Origin of the sequence: Burkholderia sp. Tr-862 (assembly GCF_011753085.1) — a bacterium.
In the GTDB taxonomy this organism is placed as follows: domain Bacteria; phylum Pseudomonadota; class Gammaproteobacteria; order Burkholderiales; family Burkholderiaceae; genus Burkholderia; species Burkholderia ambifaria.
On the sequence record NZ_VWWG01000054.1, the window covers coordinates 20,715 to 42,012 of the forward strand.

General features: G+C 64.9%; 19 protein-coding genes and 1 tRNA gene. 13 read left to right on the plus strand and 7 right to left on the minus strand.

All coding sequences use genetic code 11. From position 1 onward, the window contains the following. The first annotated feature begins 26 nt into the window (after positions 1 to 26). On the plus strand, positions 27 to 2,045 hold the full coding sequence (locus F3J14_RS16915) for a site-specific DNA-methyltransferase (RefSeq protein WP_166723972.1): 2,019 nt from the start codon (positions 27 to 29) through the stop codon (positions 2,043 to 2,045). After that, positions 2,045 to 5,080: a DEAD/DEAH box helicase family protein gene (locus F3J14_RS16920; protein WP_166723973.1), complete on the plus strand. Its 3,036-nt coding sequence runs from the start codon at positions 2,045 to 2,047 to the stop codon at positions 5,078 to 5,080. Before F3J14_RS16915 ends, F3J14_RS16920 begins: the two co-directional genes overlap by 1 nt. A gap of 250 nt (positions 5,081 to 5,330) precedes the next feature. Here F3J14_RS16920 and F3J14_RS16925 read toward each other — a convergent pair whose 3' ends face one another. From F3J14_RS16925 to egtB, 4 genes are all read right to left on the minus strand, one after another. Further along, complete coding sequence (locus tag F3J14_RS16925; protein WP_166723974.1) at positions 5,331 to 5,705, minus strand: hypothetical protein; 375 nt, start codon at positions 5,703 to 5,705, stop codon at positions 5,331 to 5,333. Positions 5,706 to 5,943: 238 nt separating this feature from the next. After that, complete coding sequence (locus F3J14_RS16930) at positions 5,944 to 6,246, minus strand: hypothetical protein (protein WP_166723975.1); 303 nt, start codon at positions 6,244 to 6,246, stop codon at positions 5,944 to 5,946. A 284-nt stretch (positions 6,247 to 6,530) separates the two neighbouring features. Beyond that, positions 6,531 to 7,544, minus strand: a complete 1,014-nt coding sequence (gene egtD / locus F3J14_RS16935; protein ID WP_166723976.1) for an L-histidine N(alpha)-methyltransferase — start codon at positions 7,542 to 7,544, stop codon at positions 6,531 to 6,533. Beyond that, the gene (gene egtB / locus F3J14_RS16940; protein WP_166723977.1) at positions 7,528 to 8,757 is read right to left on the minus strand and encodes an ergothioneine biosynthesis protein EgtB; all 1,230 of its coding nucleotides are present in this window, start codon (positions 8,755 to 8,757) and stop codon (positions 7,528 to 7,530) included. The genes egtD and egtB overlap by 17 nt, the downstream gene beginning before the upstream one ends. Before the next feature lie 576 nt (positions 8,758 to 9,333). On the opposite strand from egtB, the gene F3J14_RS16950 reads away from it, so the two are divergent. Continuing rightward, positions 9,334 to 9,810 carry a carboxymuconolactone decarboxylase family protein gene (locus F3J14_RS16950; RefSeq protein WP_166723978.1) on the plus strand — a complete coding sequence of 159 codons (477 nt, stop codon included), beginning with the start codon at positions 9,334 to 9,336 and terminating at the stop codon, positions 9,808 to 9,810. Further along, positions 9,810 to 10,691: a sigma-70 family RNA polymerase sigma factor gene (locus F3J14_RS16955; RefSeq protein WP_166723979.1), complete on the plus strand. Its 882-nt coding sequence runs from the start codon at positions 9,810 to 9,812 to the stop codon at positions 10,689 to 10,691. Before F3J14_RS16950 ends, F3J14_RS16955 begins: the two co-directional genes overlap by 1 nt. A 228-nt stretch (positions 10,692 to 10,919) precedes the next feature. Here F3J14_RS16955 and F3J14_RS16960 read toward each other — a convergent pair. Then, positions 10,920 to 10,996, minus strand: a tRNA-Val gene (locus tag F3J14_RS16960). 353 nt (positions 10,997 to 11,349) lie between these two features. Here F3J14_RS16960 and F3J14_RS16965 point away from each other — a divergent pair. From F3J14_RS16965 to F3J14_RS16995, 7 genes are all read left to right on the plus strand, one after another. Next, a complete protein-coding gene (locus F3J14_RS16965; protein WP_166723980.1) occupies positions 11,350 to 12,285 on the plus strand; it encodes a glycosyltransferase family 2 protein in 936 nt (311 codons plus the stop codon). Positions 12,286 to 12,358: 73 nt separating this feature from the next. Next, entirely contained in the window at positions 12,359 to 13,930 is a 1,572-nt protein-coding gene (locus F3J14_RS16970; RefSeq protein WP_166723981.1) for a hypothetical protein, read from the plus strand. A gap of 69 nt (positions 13,931 to 13,999) precedes the next feature. Then, positions 14,000 to 14,788, plus strand: coding sequence for a methyltransferase domain-containing protein (locus F3J14_RS16975; protein WP_166723982.1), 789 nt, complete (start codon positions 14,000 to 14,002; stop codon positions 14,786 to 14,788). Next, the gene (locus F3J14_RS16980; protein ID WP_006750400.1) at positions 14,785 to 15,123 is read left to right on the plus strand and encodes an EamA family transporter; all 339 of its coding nucleotides are present in this window, start codon (positions 14,785 to 14,787) and stop codon (positions 15,121 to 15,123) included. The genes F3J14_RS16975 and F3J14_RS16980 overlap by 4 nt, the downstream gene beginning before the upstream one ends. Positions 15,124 to 15,551: 428 nt before the next feature. Beyond that, positions 15,552 to 15,992 carry a hypothetical protein gene (locus F3J14_RS16985; RefSeq protein ID WP_166723983.1) on the plus strand — a complete coding sequence of 147 codons (441 nt, stop codon included), beginning with the start codon at positions 15,552 to 15,554 and terminating at the stop codon, positions 15,990 to 15,992. Between the two features lie 74 nt (positions 15,993 to 16,066). Beyond that, on the plus strand, positions 16,067 to 16,960 hold the full coding sequence (locus tag F3J14_RS16990) for an Imm72 family immunity protein (protein ID WP_166723984.1): 894 nt from the start codon (positions 16,067 to 16,069) through the stop codon (positions 16,958 to 16,960). Positions 16,961 to 17,024: 64 nt separating this feature from the next. Beyond that, positions 17,025 to 17,288 (plus strand): hypothetical protein, encoded by a 264-nt coding sequence (locus F3J14_RS16995; protein WP_348772000.1) that lies wholly within the window; start codon positions 17,025 to 17,027, stop codon positions 17,286 to 17,288. 503 nt (positions 17,289 to 17,791) lie between these two features. Here the strand turns inward: F3J14_RS16995 and F3J14_RS17000 are convergent. Continuing rightward, positions 17,792 to 18,553, minus strand: coding sequence for an anti-sigma factor (locus tag F3J14_RS17000; RefSeq protein WP_166723986.1), 762 nt, complete (start codon positions 18,551 to 18,553; stop codon positions 17,792 to 17,794). Continuing rightward, positions 18,550 to 19,068, minus strand: coding sequence for a sigma-70 family RNA polymerase sigma factor (locus F3J14_RS17005; RefSeq protein WP_166723987.1), 519 nt, complete (start codon positions 19,066 to 19,068; stop codon positions 18,550 to 18,552). Before F3J14_RS17005 ends, F3J14_RS17000 begins: the two co-directional genes overlap by 4 nt. Before the next feature lie 157 nt (positions 19,069 to 19,225). Here F3J14_RS17005 and F3J14_RS17010 point away from each other — a divergent pair, with 157 nt between their 5' ends. Together F3J14_RS17010 and F3J14_RS17015 are read left to right on the plus strand one after the other, a co-directional pair. Next, entirely contained in the window at positions 19,226 to 20,317 is a 1,092-nt protein-coding gene (locus F3J14_RS17010; protein WP_166723988.1) for a catalase family peroxidase, read from the plus strand. Further along, positions 20,317 to 20,847 (plus strand): cytochrome b, encoded by a 531-nt coding sequence (locus F3J14_RS17015; RefSeq protein WP_166723989.1) that lies wholly within the window; start codon positions 20,317 to 20,319, stop codon positions 20,845 to 20,847. The genes F3J14_RS17010 and F3J14_RS17015 overlap by 1 nt, the downstream gene beginning before the upstream one ends. The last annotated feature ends 451 nt before the right edge of the window (positions 20,848 to 21,298 follow it).

Genomic DNA, 21,298 nt, shown 5'->3' on the forward strand with positions numbered 1-21,298 from the left:
GTCCTGGCGCACGCGGCCGGGCTCCGATGGAAAAAACGATGCAGAAACTCGATGCGGCGAGCCCGCAGGCGATGTCGACGGATTTCACCGCCGACAACGTCGCGCGCCTGAAGGCGCTGTTCCCCGAACTCGTGACCGAAGGCCCGGACGGCGCGTCGGTCGACGTCGACGTGCTGAAGGCGCTGGTCGGCGAGCGCACCGTCGGCGCCGCCGACGAGCGCTACGGCTTCCACTGGCACGGCAAGCGCAGCGCGCGCCAGGCCGCGCTCACGCCGTCGACGGGCACGTTGCGCCCCTGCCCCGACGACAGCGTCGCATGGGACGACACGCGCCATCTCGTGATCGAGGGCGACAACCTCGACGTGATGAAGCTGCTGCACAAGAGCTACGCGGGCAAGGTGAAGCTCGTCTACATCGACCCGCCGTACAACACCGGCAGCGATTTCGTCTATCCGGACGACTTCAGCGACAGCATCCGCCACTACCTGGCGATGACGGGCCAGACCGACGGCGGCGTGAAGCGCAGCACCAATACCGAGGCGAACGGCCGGTTCCACACCGACTGGCTGAACATGATGTATCCGCGCCTGAAGCTCGCGCACGCGCTGCTGTCCGACGAAGGGCTGATCGCCGTGCACATCGACGAGCACGAGGTGCATGCGCTCGTGCTGATGCTGCGCGAGATCTTCGGCGAGGAGAACGAGCTCGGCGTGGCCGTGTGGGACAAGCGCAATCCGAAGGGCGATGCGCGCGGCGTCGCGTACCAGCACGAATCGCTGGTGCTGTTCGCGCGCAATGCCGAGACGCTGCTCGAACAGGCGCCGCTGAAGCGCCCGAAGCGCAACGCGCAGCGCATGCTCGACGCCGCGCACGACGCGGTGTACCGCAGCGGCAACGCGAAGGACGCGCAGAAGGCCTACCGCGCGTGGATGAAGGCGCAGACCAACCTGTCCGGCGGCGAGGTGATGTACGACCGTCTGTCGGCCGACGGGCGCGTGTACCGCCTCGTGTCGATGGCGTGGCCGAACAAGAAGAAGGCGCCCGAAGAGTATTTCACGCCGCTGATCCACCCGGTCACCGGCAAGCCGTGCGCGATGCCGGCCCGCGGCTGGCGCAATCCGCCCGCGACGATGCAGGCGCTGATCGAGCGCGGCCAGATCGAATTCGGCCCGGATGAAACCACGCAGCCGCAGCGGATCTACTACCTCGACGAGAACATGTACGAGAACGTGCCGTCGGTGCTGCCGTTCGCCGGCTCCGACGACGCGCTGCTGAAGACGCTCGGCATCCCGTTCGACCAGCCGAAGCCGGTCGATTTCGCGGCGGCCGTGATCGGCTGGTGCACGCGCGGCGACGACATCGTGCTCGACTGCTTCGCGGGCTCCGGCTCGACCGGCCACGCGGTGATGCAGGTGAACGCGACCGACGGCGGCGCGCGCCGCTACATCCTCGTGCAGTTGCCCGAGACGCTCGACCGGCGCGACAAGACGCAGCTCGCGGCCGCCGATTTCTGCGCGAAGCTGAAGAAGCCGACGACGCTCGCCGAAATCACGAAGGAACGCCTGCGCCGCGCCGCGCAGCAGGTCGCGCGCGACTATCCGGAAAGCTATGGCGACCTCGGTTTCCGCGTGTACCGGCTCGACACGACCAACGTGATCGAGTGGGATCCGCGCCGCGACGACTTCGACCACGCGCTCTTCGCGTCCGTCGAGCACGTGAAGACCGGCCGCAGCGAGGACGACCTGCTCGCCGAGCTGACGCTGAAGCTCGGCCTCGACCTGTGCACGCCGGTCGAGCATCACCAGGTCGCCGGCAAGACCGTGCACCTGATCGGCCGCTCGATCGTCGCGTGCTTCGATGCGCGCATTTCGCGCGACGACGCGGGCCCGCTCTCGGACGGCATCGTCGAGCTGCTCGATGCGACCGGTGCGACGCGCGACGTCACGTGCCTGTTCCGCGACAGCGGCTTCGTCGACGACGTCGCGAAGCTCAATCTCGCCGCGCTGCTCGAGCAGCACGGCGTGAAGCGCGTGCGGAGCCTGTGATGCGGCTGCATTTCGAAGCGGATCTCGACTACCAGCGCGAGGCGATCGACGCCGTCTGCGACCTGTTTCGCGGCCAGGAATCGTATCGCGGCGACTTCAGCGTGCTCGCGAACGCCGCGCCCGGCACGACGGCCGCCGCGCAAGGCTCGCTTGGCTTCGCGGTGTCGGAGCAAGGCGTCGGCAACCGGCTGTCGCTGACCGACGACGCGCTCGCGCGCAATCTCGCCGACGTGCAGCTGCGCGGCGGGCTGCCGCCGTCCGGCCTGCCCGGCTCGCGCGACTTCACCGTCGAGATGGAGACCGGCACCGGCAAGACCTACGTGTACCTGCGCACGATCTTCGAGCTGAACCGCCGCTACGGCTTCACGAAGTTCGTGATCGTCGTGCCGTCGATCGCGATCAAGGAAGGCGTGCACAAGACGCTGTCGATCACCGAGGACCATTTCCGCGCGCTGTATGCGGGCGTGCCGTACGACTACTTCCTGTACGACTCCGCGAAGCTCGGCCAGGTGCGCCACTTCGCGGCGAGCGCGGCGATCCAGATCATGGTGATGACGGTTGCCGCGATCAACAAGAAGGAGATCAACAACCTCTACAAGGACAGCGAGAAGACCGGCGGCGAGAAGCCGATCGACCTGATCCGCGCGACGCGGCCGATCGTGATCGTCGACGAGCCGCAGAGCGTCGACGGCGGGCTCGAAGGGCGCGGGCGCGAAGCGCTCGCCGCGATGGCGCCGCTCTGCACGCTGCGCTATTCGGCGACGCACGTCGACCGTCATCACATGGTGTACCGGCTCGACGCGGTCGATGCGTACGAGCGCAAGCTCGTCAAGCAGATCGAGATCGCGTCGGCGATCGTCGAGGATGCGCACAACAAGCCGTATGTGCGGCTCGTCGGCGTGTCGAACCGGCGCGGCGCGATCAGCGCGCGCATCGAGCTGGACGTCGCGACCGCGGCCGGCGTGAAGCGCCAGATCGTATCGGCGACCGACGGCGACGATCTCGAACGCCTGACGAAGCGCGCATTGTATGCGGGGTTGCGCGTCGGCGAAGTCCATGCGGTGAAGGGCGCAGAGTACGTCGAGCTGCGCCATCCGGAAGGCGAGGCGTTCCTGTCGCTCGGCGAGGCGTTCGGCGACATCGACACGCTCGCCGTGCAGCGCGAGATGATCCGCCGCACGATCCGCGAGCATCTCGACAAGGAATTGCGGCTGGCCGAGCGCGGCGTGAAGGTGCTGTCGCTGTTCTTCGTCGATTCGGTCGAACGCTATCGCCGCTACGACGAGAACGGGATGCCCGTGAAGGGCGACTATGCGCTGATCTTCGAAGAGGAATATGCGCGTGCGGCCCGCGTGCCGGCTTACCGTGCGCTGTTCGACGGCGTCGACGTCGCGCTCGAGGTCGAACGCGCGCACAACGGCTACTTCTCGATCGACCGCAAGGGCGGCTGGACCGACACGAGCGAGAGCAGCGCCGCCGCACGCGAGAACGCGGAGCGCGCGTACGGCCTCATCATGCGCGAGAAGGAAGCGCTGCTGTCGTTCGACACGCCGCTGAAGTTCATCTTCTCGCACTCGGCGCTGAAGGAAGGTTGGGACAATCCGAACGTGTTCCAGATCTGCACGCTGCGCGACATCCAGACCGAACGCGAGCGTCGCCAGACACTCGGCCGCGGGCTGCGCCTCGCCGTCGACCAGGACGGCGAGCGCGTGCGCGACCCGGGCGTGAACACGCTGACCGTGATCGCGACCGAGCGCTACGAGTCGTTCGCCGAGAACCTGCAGAAGGAAATCGAGGCCGATACGGGCATCCGCTTCGGGATCGTCGAGGAACACCAGTTCGCGGCGCTGCCGGTGCAGGAAGGCGACGGGCCCGCGCATGCGCTCGGCATCGAGCTGTCGCGCGTACTGTGGGCGCATCTGCACGAACAGGGCTACGTCGACGCGCAGGGCAAGGTGCTCGATCGGCTCAAGGATGCGCTGCGCCAGAGCGCGCTCGTGCTGCCCCAAGCGTTCGAGACGCTGCGCGCGCCGATCGTTGCGACGCTGCGCAAGCTGTCGGGCCGCTTCGCCGTCCGCAATGCGGACGAGCGGCGCGCGATCGCGTTGCGCCGCGACGCGTCGGGCAAGGCCGTCGTGTTCGGCGACGACTTCCGCGCACTGTGGGACCGTATCCGCCACCGCACCGTGTACAGCGTCGCGTTCGACAACGCGAAGCTCGTGCGCGACTGCACGGCCGCGCTGCGCGACGCGCCGGACATCGCGCGCGCCCGGCTGCAGTGGCGCAAGGCCGAGATCGACATCGGCAAGGCCGGCATCGAGGCGGTCGAGGTGGCCGGCGCGGGCACGGTGCTGATCGACGAGGGCGAGCTGCCGCTGCCCGACCTGCTCACCGAGCTGCAGGACCGCACGCAGCTCACGCGCCGCTCGCTCGCGACGATCCTGGCCGACAGCGGCCGGCTCGACGATTTCCGCGTGAATCCGCAGCAGTTCATCGCGCTGGCCGCCGATGCGATCAACCGCTGCAAGCGGCTCGCGCTGGTCGCGGGCATCGCGTACCGCAGGCTCGGCGAACGCAACGTGCATGCGCTCGAATCGTTCGAGAGCGAGGCGCTGACCGGTTATCTGCGCAACCTGCGTCCCGATGCGCGCAAGTCGATCCACGAGGCCGTCGTGTGCGAGACCGACGCGGAGCGTGCATTCGCCGATGCACTGGAAGCGCACGACGGCGTGAAGCTGTACGCGAAGCTGCCCGCGTGGTTCCGCGTGCCGACGCCGCTCGGCAGCTATCACCCGGACTGGGCGGTGCTCGCGGAGCAGGATGGCGGCGAGCGGCTGTATTTCGTCGTCGATACGCCGAATGCCGATGGCGACGTGACGAGCGAGCACGAGCGCGCGAAGCTCGCGTGCGGTGAAGCGCATTTCCGTGCGCTGGTGGACGGGGAAGATGCCGCGCGATTCGTGCGCGTCAGGCAGGCGGATGCATTGTTCGAGCCGGCTGCAACCGTCGCGCCGCTGGCGGGCGCGGGACGCTGAAACGAAGGGCGGCGATGAGCCGCCCTTTTTTCATGGGCCGGGCCGCGACGCCGCTGCGATGCTCTTCTCTTGCGGGGGCTAATCCGCCTGTCATTCGCATGAAAGCGATCTGTATCCTCGCGCGTTGGTGCGCGTGGTTACGGCTGGTTGCAAATCGGGGTCGATGCGATGCCGGCGCACGACGGTTCCTAGCCCAGCCGGCATGAAAAAAGGGCGCCGAAGCGCCCTTCCTTGTCATGTGGCGTTGCGCTTACAGCGTGTGGCCGAACGCCTTGCGATGCGCGTGATGCGTGGACGTCGATGCATGCGCGGCATGGCCATGCGTTTGCCCATGACCGTGGCCCGGCTGCGTACCCGCACGATCGGCGATCGTGTCGGAGCGATCGGCTGCTCGCGCGAGGCCCTTGTCGCGGTCGCCCGCGCGGAAGCCGTTCGAGTTGCTGAGCGCTTGGCCGCTCATGTGGCCGCCGGACATGCCGCCCGCGTTGCCGCCGGAGCCGCCTGCGCCATGACCACCGCCGTTGCCGCCACCACCACCATTGCCGCCGGCCGCCGCATTCGCGGAAACGGCACCGAGTGCGAGCAGCGCGGCTGCCAGTACGGACAGATATCGTTGGGTTTTCATTGTTGGCTCCCTGGAGCGCGTTCGAGTGATTGCATTCTACGAACGCGCGGTTTCCGTGCTGCTCGACGTTGTAAATGATCGTAACGGTGGGTGCGCGCAGCGCACATTCGTCAGATCAAATGGCCGGCGGCCGGCCGCATGGGCGAACCACGCGGCCGGCCGTCAGGGAAATAGGCGTCGTGCGATCACGCTCACCGTGTCGTCGTGATCAGGGTTCTCGTGAACCCGGTCGCCGGGTTCAGTTCCAGCCGCCGCGCCAGCCGTCGCGGTCATGCCAGCGGCGCTCACGCCACTCGTGCTCGCGCCATTCACGGCGGCGCCATTCGTGTTCGCGCCATTCGCGCGCACGCCAGTCGTCGTCACGGTAACCCACCGGCGCGTACATGACGGGCGGAGGCGGCGCCACATAGACCGGCTCCGGCGCCGCGTAGACGCCCGGCACGCCGATGCCGACCGACAGGTCGACGTGGGCCGATGCGACGCCCGAAGCTGCCAGCGCCGCTACACCGAGAACTGCACCGAGAATAAGTTTCTTGCTCATCTCGCGACTCCCTGCACGTGTCGTGCTTCATGTGAATACGGTTCGAAGTCTAGGCACCCTGCGCCGACACAGGTGAAACCGGTCTGCGAGAGCGGTAACGGACGTTTACGGGTGGCCGCAGAGCCTTACGGGACAAGGATGACGAGTGATTCGACACGCCGTTGCAAACGCGCGTCGAATCGATAAAGGCGGGAATTTTTGCCGGTTCGCGTGCCGGCGACGCGGGCAGCACGCGAACCGCACGCCGTGCGAGCGGTCCGCAACGACTCAACAACCCAACGACGTCAAGCGCGGATATCGTCGACGCTGCGCAGCCAGTGCACGCTGAACAGGCTGTCCGCGTCGGTCCACACTGTGTCGGGCTCGAAGCCCGCACGCCGTGCGATCGCGTGGAAGCCGTCGATCGTGAACTTGTGCGAGTTCTCCGTGTGGATGCGCTCGCCGGCGTCGAAGCGGAACGCATGGCCGCGCACATGCACCGTCTGCGCGATATCGCTGACGAGATGCATCTCGATGCGCTGCCGCTCGCGATCGTAGAACGCGCAGTGCGAGAACGCGTCGAGATCGAAGTCCGCGCCGAGTTCCGCATTCGCGCGGGCGAGGAGATTCAGGTTGAACTGCGCGGTCACGCCCTGCGCGTCGTTGTACGCGTCGTGCAGCGTGCGCTCGTCCTTCACGAGATCCGCGCCGACCAGCAGGCCGCCGCCGCGCAACAGCCGCGCGGCGTCGCGCAGGAACGCGTCGGCTTCCTCCGGCGAGAAGTTGCCGATCGTCGAGCCGGGGAAGAAGCCGATGCGACGGCGCGGCGTTTCGGTCAGTTCGGCCAGTTGTTCGGCCTTCGTGTAGTCGGCCGCGATCGGCGCGACATCGAGCCACGGATACGCGGCACGCAGCCGCGCCGCGGCGCCGTGCAGGTAGTCGGCCGAGATGTCGATCGGCACATAGCGCGCCGGCGCGTTCGCGTAGTTGTCCGCGCATGCATCGAGCAGCACGCGGATCTTCTCGAGCGAGCCCGCGCCAAATTCGACGATATCCGCATGCGGGCCGACGCGCCGCACGATCTCCGCCGCGCGGTCGCGCAGGATGCCGAGCTCGGTACGCGTCGGGTAGTACTCGGGCAGTTCGCAGATGCGGTCGAACAGCGCGGAGCCGGCCGCATCGTAGAAGTATTTCGGCGAAATGCTGCGCGGCGTGCGCGACAGTCCGTCGATCAGGTCGCGCTCGAACGCGCTCGGCCGCGAATCGCGGGCGGGTTGCAGGCCACCGCTCGTGGCCGTCCGGTCAGACGTCTCGCGCAAGTCGCACTCCCGTGAATTGCCAGCGCGCGGCCGGCGGAAAGAAATTGCGGTACGTCGGCCGTTCATGCCCCGGCGGCGTCGCGATGCTGCTGCCACGCAGAACCTGCTGGCCGACCATGAACTTGCCGTTGTATTCGGCAGCCACCCCGGCGAGCGGCCGAAAGCCCGGATACGGCTCGTAGGACGAACGCGTCCACTGCCACACGTGCCCGAGCATCTGCTGCATGCCGTCCATGCCGAACGCGGCTTCCCATTCGAACTCCGTCGGCAGGCGTGCGCCGGCCCATTCCGCGTAGGCGGCCGCTTCGTAAAAGCTCACATGACACACGGGCGCATCGGGCGCGAGCGGCTCCACGCCATGCAGGCCGAACGCGCGCCATGCATGTACGGTCTTTGCATCGCCGTCGTCGTCGGGAATCCAGTACGGGGGCGCCGACCACCCTTCCCGCTGCACCGTTGCCCAGCCGTCGGACAGCCAGTATTCGGGGCGTTCGTAGCCGCCGCCAGCGATGAAGGCCGCGAATTCCGCGTTCGTCACAAGACGGTTCGCGATCTCGCACGGTCGCACGAGCGCGGTATGGCGCGGCCGTTCGTTGTCAAACGAGAACGCGTCGCCGTCGTGGCCGATCTCGACGAGTCCGCCCGGCTGATGCAGCCAGCGCAATGGGCCGGCGTCGCCCGCGGCCAGCGCGGCGTGCGTGGCGGCGCCGTTGCGCGGCCGGAATGCAGGCTTGAGCGGGTTGCACGAGAACGCATGCAGCATGTCTGTGACGATCAGCTCCTGATGCTGCTGTTCGTGATGCAGGCCAAGTTCGATCTCGGGTGCGATCGCGGCGAGCAAGGCCGGATCGGCATCATCGAGCGCGCGCAACATCGCTTCGTCGACGTACTGCCGGTACGCATGCACGTCATCGAGCGACGGACGCGTGAGCAGCCCGCGCTGCGGCCGCGGATGGCGCGGGCCAAGCGCTTCGTAATAGGAATTGAAGAGGAACTGGAAGGCTGCGTCGAACGGCGCGTAGCCGGGCACGCGGCGCATCAGCACGACGGTTTCGAAGAACCAGGTCGTATGCGCGAGATGCCATTTCACCGGACTCGCGTCGGGCATCGACTGCACGGCCTGGTCTTCGGCGGATAGCGTCGCGGTCAACGCGATGCTATGGGTGCGCACGTCCTGGTAACGGCGCTGAAGCTGGGATGCAAGGAGGCTCATCGGTTTACCGTTCACGTCGCGATTCGCTGCGTTGCGTTGCCGGAAAAAGGAAAGCCTTGCGCTCGAATGCGCGCGGCTGACGTGCGACCTTCGGTGCTGCGTCGTCGGGCAGCCGGCGCGCGCGCCGGGCCGCTGATGCGGCATCACTTCTTCTGCCCGTGCAGAACAGTATGGGCCAGAAATGTGAACGTCGCGAATCGGATTTCGGGTGAAACAAAGGCGAAAGACAAATGAAAGTATTCACCCCGTCCGGCTCGGCGGCATGACGAACCGTCGACGCCCATCATGGCGGGGGCTCGGCAACCCGATCGCAATGCGCATGCCTGCGCGTGCGCGCTACCGACGCCTCATGACAGCCGCGCGGCGCTGATGAAAGGTGGATGGCGCGGCTTCGCCGGAGAAACGGTGTCATGCGGGCGATGTCGGATGCCGATCCGCGCGCGGGTGTCGCGGGCATCGGCATCACGTTCGACGCCACCTGCTTCCCGGCCTTTGAAAATTTTTTTGCGTCGATGTCACACGCGCGGGGTGCTCGCTCGTCATATCACCGGAACCCACACGAAAGGAGAAGGAACCATGACTGCAAAACTCAATCCGTTTGCCGCCGCCCCCGCGCTGATGAAGAACTGGATGACCGTGTCGGTCGCTGCTGCCGGGAGCCTCGAGCCGACGCTGATCGAGCTGGTCAAGATCCGCGCATCGCAGATCAACGCGTGTGCGAACTGCCTTAACATGCACACCGTCGAGGCGCGCGAGCAAGGCGAGACCGAGCAGCGCATCAACCTGCTGGCCGCCTGGCGCGAAGCGCCCTGCTACACCGACCGCGAACGCGCGGCGCTCGGCTGGACCGACGCGCTCACGCGGCTGTCGGAGGGCCACGGCGCGCATGAGGCCGCGTATGCGGCGCTGAACGACCACTTCAGCCAGGAGGAACAGGTGAAACTCACGCTGATGATCAACGTGATCAACGGCTGGAACCGGCTTGCCGTCGGCTTCGGGCTGTGGGTCGATCCGGCCGAAGCGAAGGCCGCGGCCGCGAAGATGGTGGCCTGATGACGAGCCTCGATCCGGCCACGGGCAGTGCCGAAGACCGGGCCGACGCAGCGGCGAGTTTCGACCCGCTGCGTCGCACGCTGATTCGCGTCGCGTACCGGATGCTCGGTTCCGTCGCGGACGCCGAGGACATGGTGCAGGAGGCGTTCATCCGCTGGATGGATGTCGATCGCACCGAGGTGCGCGTGCCCGAGGCGTTCCTGCGCCGCATGGTGATGCGCATGTGCCTCGATCAGCTGAAGTCCGCGCGGCACCAGCGCGAGACCTATATCGGCCCGTGGCTGCCCGAGCCGGTCGTCGAGGAAGATGAACAGGAGGATGTCACGCTGCCGCTGATGCTCGCGCTCGAACGGCTGTCGCCGCTGGAGCGCGCGGCGTTCCTGCTGCACGACGTGTTCGGCCTCGAGTTCGACGAGATCGCGACGACGATCCAGCGCGACCCGGCCGCATGCCGGCAGCTTGCCGCGCGCGCACGCACGCATGTGCGCGAGGCGCGGCCGCGGTTCCATGTCGAGAAGCAGCGCGGGATCGAGCTCGCCGAGGCGTTCTTCGCGGCGTCCCGCAGCGGCGACATGCGCGCGCTCGGCGCGATGCTCGCCGAAGACGTGAGCCTCCATTCGGACGGCGGCGGCAAGCGCGCGGCCGCGGGCAAGCCGGTGTTCGGCTTCGAACGCGTGATGAAGGTGCACGAATATCTGGCCGAACTGTTCACCACGCATGCGTCGAAACTCGTGCGCGCGGGGTTCATCAACGGGCTGCCGGGGTTCGTCACGCTGGAGGCCGACGGCGAGCTGCAGACGACCGCGCTCGACATCGACGACGGGAAGATCGTCGCAATCTATGTCGTGCGCAATCCTGACAAATTGAAGCATCTGCATTGACGGTGGCCGGTAGGCGCGCTGCGCCCGCTTGCCCTGCTCCGCGCCCTGCTTTGTCGATTGCCTGCTGCTTGCAGCGCGTGGATTGCACGATGCATCGTGCACACGCATGCGCAGTTTCGGCCGCAAAAAGAAAAACGCCACGCGAGGTTGCCGCGTGGCGTTTGTATGTTTGGCGAGCCGGATTGCCTGTAGGCAATTCGCGCTGCCGGACCCCTTCATTTTGTTCGTTGGTAGGCTCGATTGGATTCGAACCAACGACCCCCACCATGTCAAGGTGGTGCTCTAACCAACTGAGCTACGAGCCTAAGAAGCCGCGAATTATAGAGAGGGTTTTGGAGGAGCACAAGCCCCTTCGTGAAAATTTTTTGAATCGGGGATGACGCTTTGGGGGATTGTCCGGCGCTCGAGGCAAACCGCAATCGCATCCGGGTTCATCCTCACTGCGACGCCTCACCGAGTCGGAGCACGTTCCGTCATAATGGATTCGTCGCGAATCCTGGGCCGGGGTTGCGAACGACAATCAAAAGCAGGAACCGGCCCGTTCCGGTCACGGGGAACAGGCGCGCGTGATGCACGAACCGCCCGCCACAATGCACGGATCAGTAGCGCCTCGTGACGACGTAGACCGCAACGTACGCGTAACGATATCGGGGTGGGTATGGTCGCGCTCAATCTCGTGATTCCCTGCTTCAACGAAGAAGCCGTGTTGCCGGAGACCGTACGCCGGCTCACGATCCTGCTTGACCGGCTTAGCCGCGACGGCATCATTGACGGCGCAAGCGGTGTGACGTTCGTCGACGACGGTTCGCACGACCGGACCTGGTCGCTCATCGAAGGCTTCCATGCCGCCGATCCGCGTATCCATGGCCTCAAGCTGTCGCGCAACCACGGGCACCAGAACGCGTTGCTTGCCGGTCTCATGAAAGTGAACGGCGACGTGCTGATCAGTCTCGACGCCGATCTTCAGGACGACCTCGACGCAATCCCGCGCATGCTGGGCGAATACCACTCCGGTGCCGAGATCGTATTCGGCGTGCGACAGCGGCGCGACAGCGATGGCTTCTTCAAGCGCGTCAGCGCGCGCGGCTACTACCGGCTGCTGCGCCGCTTCGGCGTCGACATCTTGCCGGATCACGCGGACTTCCGCCTGATGAGCCGCCGGGCGATCGAAGAGTTGCGCGGCTTCCGCGAGGTCAATCTGTTCCTGCGCGGCATCGTGCCGTTGCTGGGCTTCCGTACCGCGATCGTCCACTACGACCGGCAACCGCGCTTCGCCGGCGAGAGCAAATATCCGTTGGCGAGGATGATCTTGCTCGCGTCGGATGGCGTCGCGTCGTTTTCGACGAAGCCGCTGCAATGGAGCGCGTACGTTGGCGCCCTGCTCGCGCTGGCCTCGACCCTGTGCGGCATCTGGGCGCTGTCGATCCGGCTGTTTACCGACCGCTCGGTGCCCGGCTGGGCGTCCACCGTGATCCCGATGTACTTTCTCGGCGGCCTGCAGTTGCTGTTCCTCGGCGTGATCGGCGGCTATGTCGCGAAGATCTATTCGGAGACGAAGCAACGCCCGCGCTTCATCGTCGAGAAGACGCTATGACGGGCAATCGGTCCTGTAGCGCAACGATCCGGCACGCGGCCGGCGGCGGCGGTCTCACGCGGGGGCTCGTGCAATGGATGACAGCACGGTAAGCGGCCGCCTGCCGCGCGCGTGGCCATATCGCGCGGCCGATCGCGCGTTGCGCGCATTGTTCGTTGCGACGGTCGCGGCGGCCGGTCTGCTGTTCTGGCTCGCGCCGCATCCGCCGATGGTCGATCTTCCGCAGCATGCGGCGCAGGTCGCCACGCTGCACGACATGCTGCGCGGCCAGTCGCCGTGGGCGCCATTGCTGCGGATCAATCTGTTTACGCCCTACCTGCTCGGCTATGGCACGGCGGCCGCACTGTCGTTCGTGATGCCTGTCACTGCCGCATTCAAGGTCATGCTGACGCTGTCGTTCTACGGTTTCGTCGCCGCGTACGTCGCGCTGCGTCGGCGTCTCGGTACGGACCCGCGCCTCGACTGGCTGTGCGTGCCCGGGTTCTTCGGCTTCGCGTATGAATTCGGCCTCTATTCGTACCTGGTCGCCACGCCGGTCGCGATGGTCTTCCTCGCGCTCGCGCTCGACTATGCCGAGCAGCCAACCTTTCGCCGCGGCGCCGTGCTGGCGCTCGTGAATCTTGCGCTGTTTTTTTCGCACGGGCTAATCTTCGTGTTCGCGAACGCGATCGGCGGATTGTTCCTGCTCGTGCGCCGGCCCCGCACGTTTTCGCGCGCACTGCTCGCCGCGTGGCCGTATGCGGTGCTCGCGCTTGTCACGGTGCTGTACACGCTGTTGCATCGTGACGTCGATCTGGCGCCGATGTATCCGTTCACCGTGATCTGGACCATCAATCCACTGGCCCGAATACTTGCCGCCGTGTTCTATCCGTGGGGTATTACCCCCGACAACGGCTTATTGCTGGCCTTTCTGCTGATCGTCGCCGCACCGTTCCTGATGGCGTCGAAGGCAAACCGACACGTCGCCGCCTATGTACCGGCGCTCGTTGTGACCATCGTCTGGTTCGGTGTGCCGCTGTTCGCGATCAACACGTTCTTCCTGTTTCCGCGCTTCGCGCTGTTCCTGTTGCCGTTCTATGCATTGATGTTTCGGGCGCCCGTGCAGGCCGAATCGGGTCGAGCGGGTACGCCGTGGCTCGTGCTGATGACGCAGCTGATCCTTGCCGGGATCTGCGCCGGCTTCGTCGCGCAGCAAGGCGTGCGTGTGGTGCGCTTCGCCGAGGAGAGCGCTGATTTCGACGTGGTCGCCAACGCGATCGAACCGGCGCAGCGCGGCCTCGGGATCATCGTCGACCGGGCGAGCGTGGCCGCGGACAACCCGTTTGTCTACGAGAACTTTGCGGTCTGGTATCAGGCCGAGCATCGCGGATTCGTCGATTTCAATGCCGCGCGGTTCCCACCGCAGATCGTCCGTTTTCGGCTCGACCAGTTGCCCGGCGTCGGGCCGTCCGACGTCTCGCCGTTGCCGCTATACCGGCACTTCAACTGGCAGCGGCACCAGGGACGCTTGTACCGGTATTTTTTCGTCCGCGCCGAGACACCGCTGCCGGACGCGTTTTTCGCCAATCCGGACTGTCGCGTCGTGCGCGTGAAGACAGCGGGCGAATGGTCGGTGTATGAAAAGCAGGCTTGTCGGAGCGATTGATTGCACTGCCGTCACATGAGGTGCGTCGCGCCACGCGACATGCACCGATCGCGCCATCGGGAGATTGCGATGCCACCTGGATTCATAGCGGACGACGCGCCGCGGCCGTATGACGAGACGTTCTACCGGTATCAGCGCGAAGGATCGGTACGGTCCGCGCGCGGCGTACTGCCAGGCGTCAATGCAGTGCTGAGGCCTGCGAGCATCCTCGACGTCGGTTGCGGCGCCGGCGCATGGCTCAGTGTGCATCGCGAGTTCGGCGTGCAGGACTTCACCGGCATCGACGGCGACTACGTGGATCGTTCGGTGCTGATGTTCGACCCCGCCCGCTTCGTGCCGGCCGATATTTCGAAGCGCTTCGATCTCGGGCGAGCGTTCGATCTCGTGCAGTGCCTTGAAGTCGGCGAGCACGTACCGAAGGCATCCAGCGAGGTACTCGTCGACAATCTCGTCCGGCATGGCAAACACGTGCTGTTTTCTGCCGCCGTGCCCGGCCAGGGCGGCGAAAACCACATCAACGAGCAGCGCTACGAATTCTGGCGCGACCTGTTCGCGCGCCACGGCTACCAGCTGTTCGATTTCGTACGGCCGCTGATTGCGGCGGATACGCGTATCGAGCCGTGGTACCGCTACAACCTGCTCTTTTTCGTTGCTGCCGACGAAGTGGAACGGCTGCCGGACGCCATCAAACAACACCGCATCGACCGCCGCTCGAGCGTACCGGACGTATCGCCGCCCGGCTACAAGGCACGCAAGTTCGTGCTGCGCTGGCTGCCGGTACGCGCGAAGACCGGCGTCGCCATCCTGAAGAGCCGCATGGTCGCAAACCGATTGAAGCGCAACGAGGGAGACAGGTGAAACTCTCCGTCTACGTTCTCATTCTGGCTGGCGTATTCCTCGCGGCAACCGGTCAGATCGCGTTCAAGCTCGGCGCCGACGGACGCCACGCGTTAGCTGAATTCATCAATGCGTGGGTCGCGCTCGGGTTGCTCTGCTACGGCGCGGGCACGGTGCTCTGGATCTTCGCGTTGAGCAAGGCCGGGCTCACGGTCGTCTATCCGTTTACCGCACTCACGTTCGTGCTCGTCTTTCTGGCCGGGATCGTGTTCTTCAGCGAGCGCGTGTCATATGCGCAATGGGGCGGCGTCGCGATGATCCTCGGCGGCCTGTACCTGATCGCTGTGGTTCGATAGAGGGCGGAATTTCGGCTCAACTTATCCACAGCTCTCTCTGGATAACCATCCGGCAAGCCTCTGGATTCACAGTGGAACAATTGAGGATATGTCGGCGCGGCTGTGAATCGGCGAAAAGTTGTTCTGTGCTGCACAGAGCTTTGAGTGTGCATTGCCCGTGGTTATGCATTCTGCTTTGCGCTGGAAATTCAGTGCGTTACGGGGGTTATCCACTGTGAGGCCGCGGGCTTGTTAACTATCACTACGTATGTATACGAACTCTGTTAACACCATTGGATAAGCACAGTCCGGCGACTGTGATCCGGGCAGACCATGCACTGCGTGCAGCAAGCAGACAAACAAATCGGCGGGCTGTGAGGCCTGCGGTCAATGTGCGAACGGTCAGGTCTGTAGAATCGCCGGCATTCACGATGCGACGAGTTGTCGACATGACATTGGCGATCCGGGTTGACTGGCAAAGCGGCGTGGTTCACGCCGACCGCGTGCGTATCGAGGTCGGTGGCGACGGGCGATTGAGCGAAGACGTCTGGCGCTTGTGTTCGCCGGTGCAGGCGTTGGAGAACGGTGCGGTGCGTTATCGCATATCGCAGAAGACCACCTTCGGTGGACATGGGGGCGAATGCTTGATCGACATGGTCGAAGCGCGTCTGACGAGCGTGACGATCCTGTTCGATACGATTCGCTTCCTCGACGCGAGCATCACAGAGTCGAAGATCGTACGGTCGATCGCGAAGGCGTCGGGACTGGCTGTGGTGAGCCCGCATCCCACAGAGGCGCGACTCGAGCCGTGTTCATGGGGCGTGACGGAGTTTCGCTACGATCCCCGGCAAGGGGACTTGAGTTTGGAGATGCGGTTTCGTGGTGAGTGACGAATCCAGACCAAGACGACCAATAGAAAAGTGAGCGCGACGACACGATCGGCAGCCAATTACGACGGCCAGAGATGAGGAACACGATCAAGCAATACGACATGACGGATGACACGACCCGGCGCAGGATTTTTTGGGTGCTTCAACGCCTGACCAGTTATTCGCTGTGGAAGCGCAAGCGAGATGCGTTTGCAATCTTCGCGAATGAATACGAGAACGCGGTGAAGACCTGTCCCGAAGGTGATCCGGAGCCCATGCCCGCAGACAATTTGCCGATCATCTTCGAAATCCTTGCGGCCTATGAACGAGGATTGTCCGAGCTGGCCCGAGGGCACCGATTCGTCTGGCAGCGCGGTGAGCCGCTGCAATACGCGGTCGATCGGTATAACCATTTGAATGCGTATTTCTTCCCTCATCCGGATTACTGGGATCGCGGTGCGCAGGCCGCTCCGTATCCGCCGAAGGTCGATACGCTGGCTCAGTTGCTGCATGCATCGGAATATCAGATGGAGCATGCGCCGTTCGAGCCGGGACATACCGACCTCGCACAATTACGCTCGGTAGGGCTGCTGTTGTCCCCGAATGCATACGACCAAGGGTTCTACACGCTTCCGTATCCGGTGTTTCCCGAGAACCTGCCCGAGGTGCCGGAACCAGTCGGCCCGGTGATCAAGTCCGGCGAGAAAGTGCCTTGCGACGGAATCTGGGAGCCCGTTGCCGTCGAGCAATCGAAGTTGCTGGGCGTCGTGCCGTTCGGCGGTCGCGTGTTCCGGAATAGAGGATGCTTCAATTATTTCGTCGCGGAAGTGGTCGCCCCCAGTTTTGCGGACATGGACGTCGATACGTTCGACGTAACGCTGAGACCCACACATTGGCGTTTGTTGTGGGAAGACACGCGATACAGGGACGGCATCATGCCGGACGAATCACAGTACTTCTTGGTGTACGAAGAGGAAGCCAACAGGTGACGAGATGCCGCTGATAAATTGCCCGTCTCACGGATATGTTGGCGGTGAGCTTGTGACACAAGCGGTGTCCGATCTCGTCGGGGATCGCAGCCGCTGGAGTGGCAGCCGTCGGATTGTGCCGTTGACCCTGTTGCGCGACGAAATCGAGTATCCCGGCTACATGCTCGAATCCGAAGAGACGAAAATGCTTGCGCTGGGCGGCAAGTACGCGGGAGGCAGCTTCTACCGCTTCAACGACGACGAGTCGATGGACGCAGCCATCGGATTGCTGACCGCAACGTGTGTTGAGTGCCTGAGGGAATTAATGGCCGTGCAGAAAGAAGGGTAGTTGAACAGGATGTCTCGGGGGGAGGGATGATCAAACCGAATTTCGGGATGATCGACCGGTGCCCCGTCGAGCTCGATGCCGCGACGCTGCCGGTCTGGCCCACGAAGCGCTCCGCGCATGTGAACAACCTGAACGCAACCAAATCGAAACCCTGTGCATTGACTCGGTGAGGGCGGTGTGGATATCGCCTCCCAAAGTCACTGGAAATGCTGTGCACCCCAAAGGTGAGCGATTCGACAAGCGACGGCATGCCGAGCCGTTGCGGCCGATGTGGATATCCTGCGCCGAAACGACGCCAAACCCTGTGATACCGGAACCAAAGAGGGCGCGCCCATTCACGAACGCATCGAGATGAGATTCGCGGTGTGGATAACCATCACGAAGGCGAATCCAAACGCTGTGGACCCGAACGGTGAGAGTGAGCGCTTTCGGCCTGGTTGAGCCGCCCCGGCCGGACTACGGGCCGCGCGTCACGGCGACCAACGGGCCCCGCATAGTCTCGCTCAAATCTGCTGATCAAGCGCCCGCACAACGGCTTGTTCGCCGAGATTGACCGCCGGCCCCACCACCGCGAAGTTAATCCCATTCACCGACCCATACCGCGCCAGCAACGACCCATCCACGCGTTGCCCGGCCGGCAGCAGCCGATGTTTCGATTCCGCTGGCCGGAGATAGAAGCTGAGCGTCCGTCCGGCATTGTCCTCATAGAGCACCATCGCGGCCGTGGCCCCGCTGTCCGTCGTAAACAACCGCCCGCCAACCGGCTTGAACCCGGCCGCACTCAAATCCGGCAGCTTCGCCGAAGCGCCCACGCGTCTGGTGAGCCACCCCTGCAAATCGCCCGCACTCGTCGGCCGGAAATCCACCTTCGCGACCTGATCGACGACCATCATCCGGTAAGCCTCGAGCGCATCGCTCATCGGCGCGATCGGCGGCGCCGCGTTCCACCCGCGCGCCTGCCACCCGCCGAACGTCCCCAGCCCGATACAGAACACGAACGAAGCCGCCATCGCGAACCGCATCCGCGAGCGCTCCGCACGCCGCGCACGAATCGCCGCCGGATCGAGTTCAGGATTCTCACCCGGCATTCGCACACTCTCGAGCGCGGCCCGCAACCGCTGCGCATCCTGCTGCCAGCGCTTCACCTGTTCCGCACTCTCCGGATGCAGCGCGAGATATCGCTCGACCGCGGCACGCGCATCGTCGTCGAGCTGGCCGTCGACATAGGCCTGGAGATCGTGTTCGTCGGGACGGAGGTTGTTCATTTCATCAACCGGAGAGAAGGAGCGGGAAGCTCGCCGTCGCTGAGCTGGCGCAGCGCCTGGCGCGCGCGGGAGAGTCGCGACATCACGGTGCCGATGGGCACGTCGAGCAGGTCGGCGACTTCCTGATACGTGAAGCCCTCGACCGCGACGAGCAGCAGCAGGCTGCGCTGCTCGTCGGACAGGCGGCCGAACGCTTCGAGCGTCGCACGCGCGGCCACCTCGCGTTCGGCCGACGGCCAGTGCAGCTCGTCGTCGTTGCTAATGCGGCCGAGCAGCCACGCGTAACGCTTCGCGCTGCGTTTACCGTCGAGAAACTGCCGGTAAAGGATCGTGAAGAGCCAGCTGCGCAGCGACGCGTCGTCGCGGCGGCTCGTCCAGCGCGACAGCGCGCGCTCGAGCGTCGACTGGACGAGATCGTCTGCCGCATGAACGTCGCGGGCCAGCCAGAGTGCGAAGCGTCGCAGCCTGGGGATGAGTTCGCGCAACGCGTCGTCGTCGGGGGCGTTTGGGGGCATGGCCGGGGCGCTAGCCGATAAGCGTGGAGATTCCGCGTAGGACGCCGGTCGGCGCCGCTTATTCCGTCAGCATACGAAAAATTTCTTCATGGAATAAAGCGGCGCGTGCGGCGTCCTATGCCTGTTCGACAATGATCTGACGATCGGGAGTGCATCCATGAAGCAATCTTCCTCTTCTTCGCCGCCGCGCGAACCCGGGCGCGGGTGGTGGCGCTGGGCCGTGATCGGCGGCGCGGTGGCCGGCGTGACCGTGGCGTTCGGGTATGTCGGCGGTTGGCTCGCGCCGACGCGGCTGACCCCGCACCGAATCGTCGACGCGCTGCAGACGGCTGGCGGCGGCGCGCATCCGGGTTTCCGGCGCAATCACGCGAAGGGCGTGTGCGTGACCGGTTACTTCGAAAGCAATGGCGCCGCCAGCGCGTATTCGGTCGCGCCGTTCTTCAAGGCGATGCGCACGCCGGTGGTCGGGCGGTTCGCGCTGCCGGGCGGGAATCCGTATGCGCCCGACAGCAGCGTGCCGATCCGCAGCCTCGCGCTGAAACTCACCGCGCCGGACGGCCAGCAATGGCGGACCGGAATGAACGCGATGCCGGTGTTTCCGGTGGCCACGCCGAAGGCGTTCTACGCGCAGTTGCTCGCGACCCGGCCGGATCCGGCCACCGGCAAGCCCGATCCGGCGAAGGTGAAGGCGTTTTTCGGCGCGCATCCGGAAACGGCTGCATTCCGCGAGTGGGTGAAGGGTGCGAAGCCGAGCGCGAGCTACGTCACCGAAAGTTATTACGGGCTGAACGCGTTCTACTTCGTCGACGCAGCGGGCAAGCGCCAGGCGGTGCGGTGGCGCGTCGTGCCGGAGCAGACGGCCGGCGCCGGGGATGTCGCGACGGCCGCGGATCCGAATGTATTGCAGCAGGACCTGACGCGTCGCATCGCGGACGGTGCGCAGAAGTGGAAGCTGCTGGTCACGCTGGCGGAGCCCGGCGATCCGGTGGACGACGCGACGAAGGTCTGGCCCGCGCAGCGCACGACGATCGACGCGGGCACGCTCGTGCTCGATCGCGTGGAGCCGCAGGACGGCGGGCCGTGCCGCGATGTGAATTACGACCCGACGGTGTTGCCGCAGGGGATTCAGGTATCGGGGGATCCGTTGCTGGCGGCGCGGTCGGCGGCGTATGCGGATTCGTATCTGCGCAGGACGAGTGAAGAGGCCGGCGTAGCCGGTGCAGCGCGGTTGAGTGCGGAGGGACGGTGATGAAGGCGACTAAGACGTTTAGCTTGCCGGCGAGGGTGCTGCATTGGGTGATGGCCGCGATGATTCTCACGATGCTGTTTATCGGGGTGGGGATGGTGGCGTCCGCTTCCGAGCGGCATGATTTCCTGGTGGCCTTGCATAAGCCGCTGGGGGTTGCGGTGCTGGTACTGGTTTGTGTGCGGATCGTGGTGCGTTTCGTGTCGAAGCCGCCGGCGTTGCCCGCGGATCTGCCCGTCTGGCAGAAGGTGGCCGCGCATGGGTCGCATCTCGTGCTGTATGCGCTGATGGTTGCGATGCCGCTGATCGGCTGGGCGATGCTGTCGGCTGGCGGGTATCCGGTGACGCTGGGCGGCGGTGTGCAGTTGCCGGCGCTGGTTTCGGCGGATCCGGTGGCGTTTGCCTGGCTCCGGGTCGCGCACCGACTGCTGGCTTATCTGTTCTTCGCTACGTTCGTCGCGCACTTTGCGGCTGCGCTGTATCACGGCTTGATCCGGAGGGATTGGGTGGTGAGGGCGATGGTGGGGCGGTGAGCGACGGAGGGTTGCGTTCGATGCGGCAGGGCTGTTCGCGGGCTACCGAGGCAGCTTCTGCCGAGTCGCTTCTATGAGTATTGGTGGACGGGTCAACGGCTCCTCGGCACCGCTTGTAAAAAAATTTTCACAAAGGGGTTGCAGAGACCGGGGCGGGTGCATAGAATCACGCCTCTTTCGCGCTAACGGAAACGCAGCGCGGGGAGAAAGAAGGGAAGCGGTGCTATTAAGATTGGTTTTAGCGATCTCGGCGCACATTGAGTTGAATCCCAACCGTCGCAACGAATTAGTTAAATAAGTTGTTGACGAGTTGAAAAAAACACCTCATAATCTCGCTTCTCTGCTGCTGAAAACGCAGCGCTGCTGAGAAACAGAAGGTTTCTCGCAGAAATGCTCTTTAAAAATTAACAGCCGATAAGTGTGGGCGCTTGATGGAAGCGAGCTGATCTTC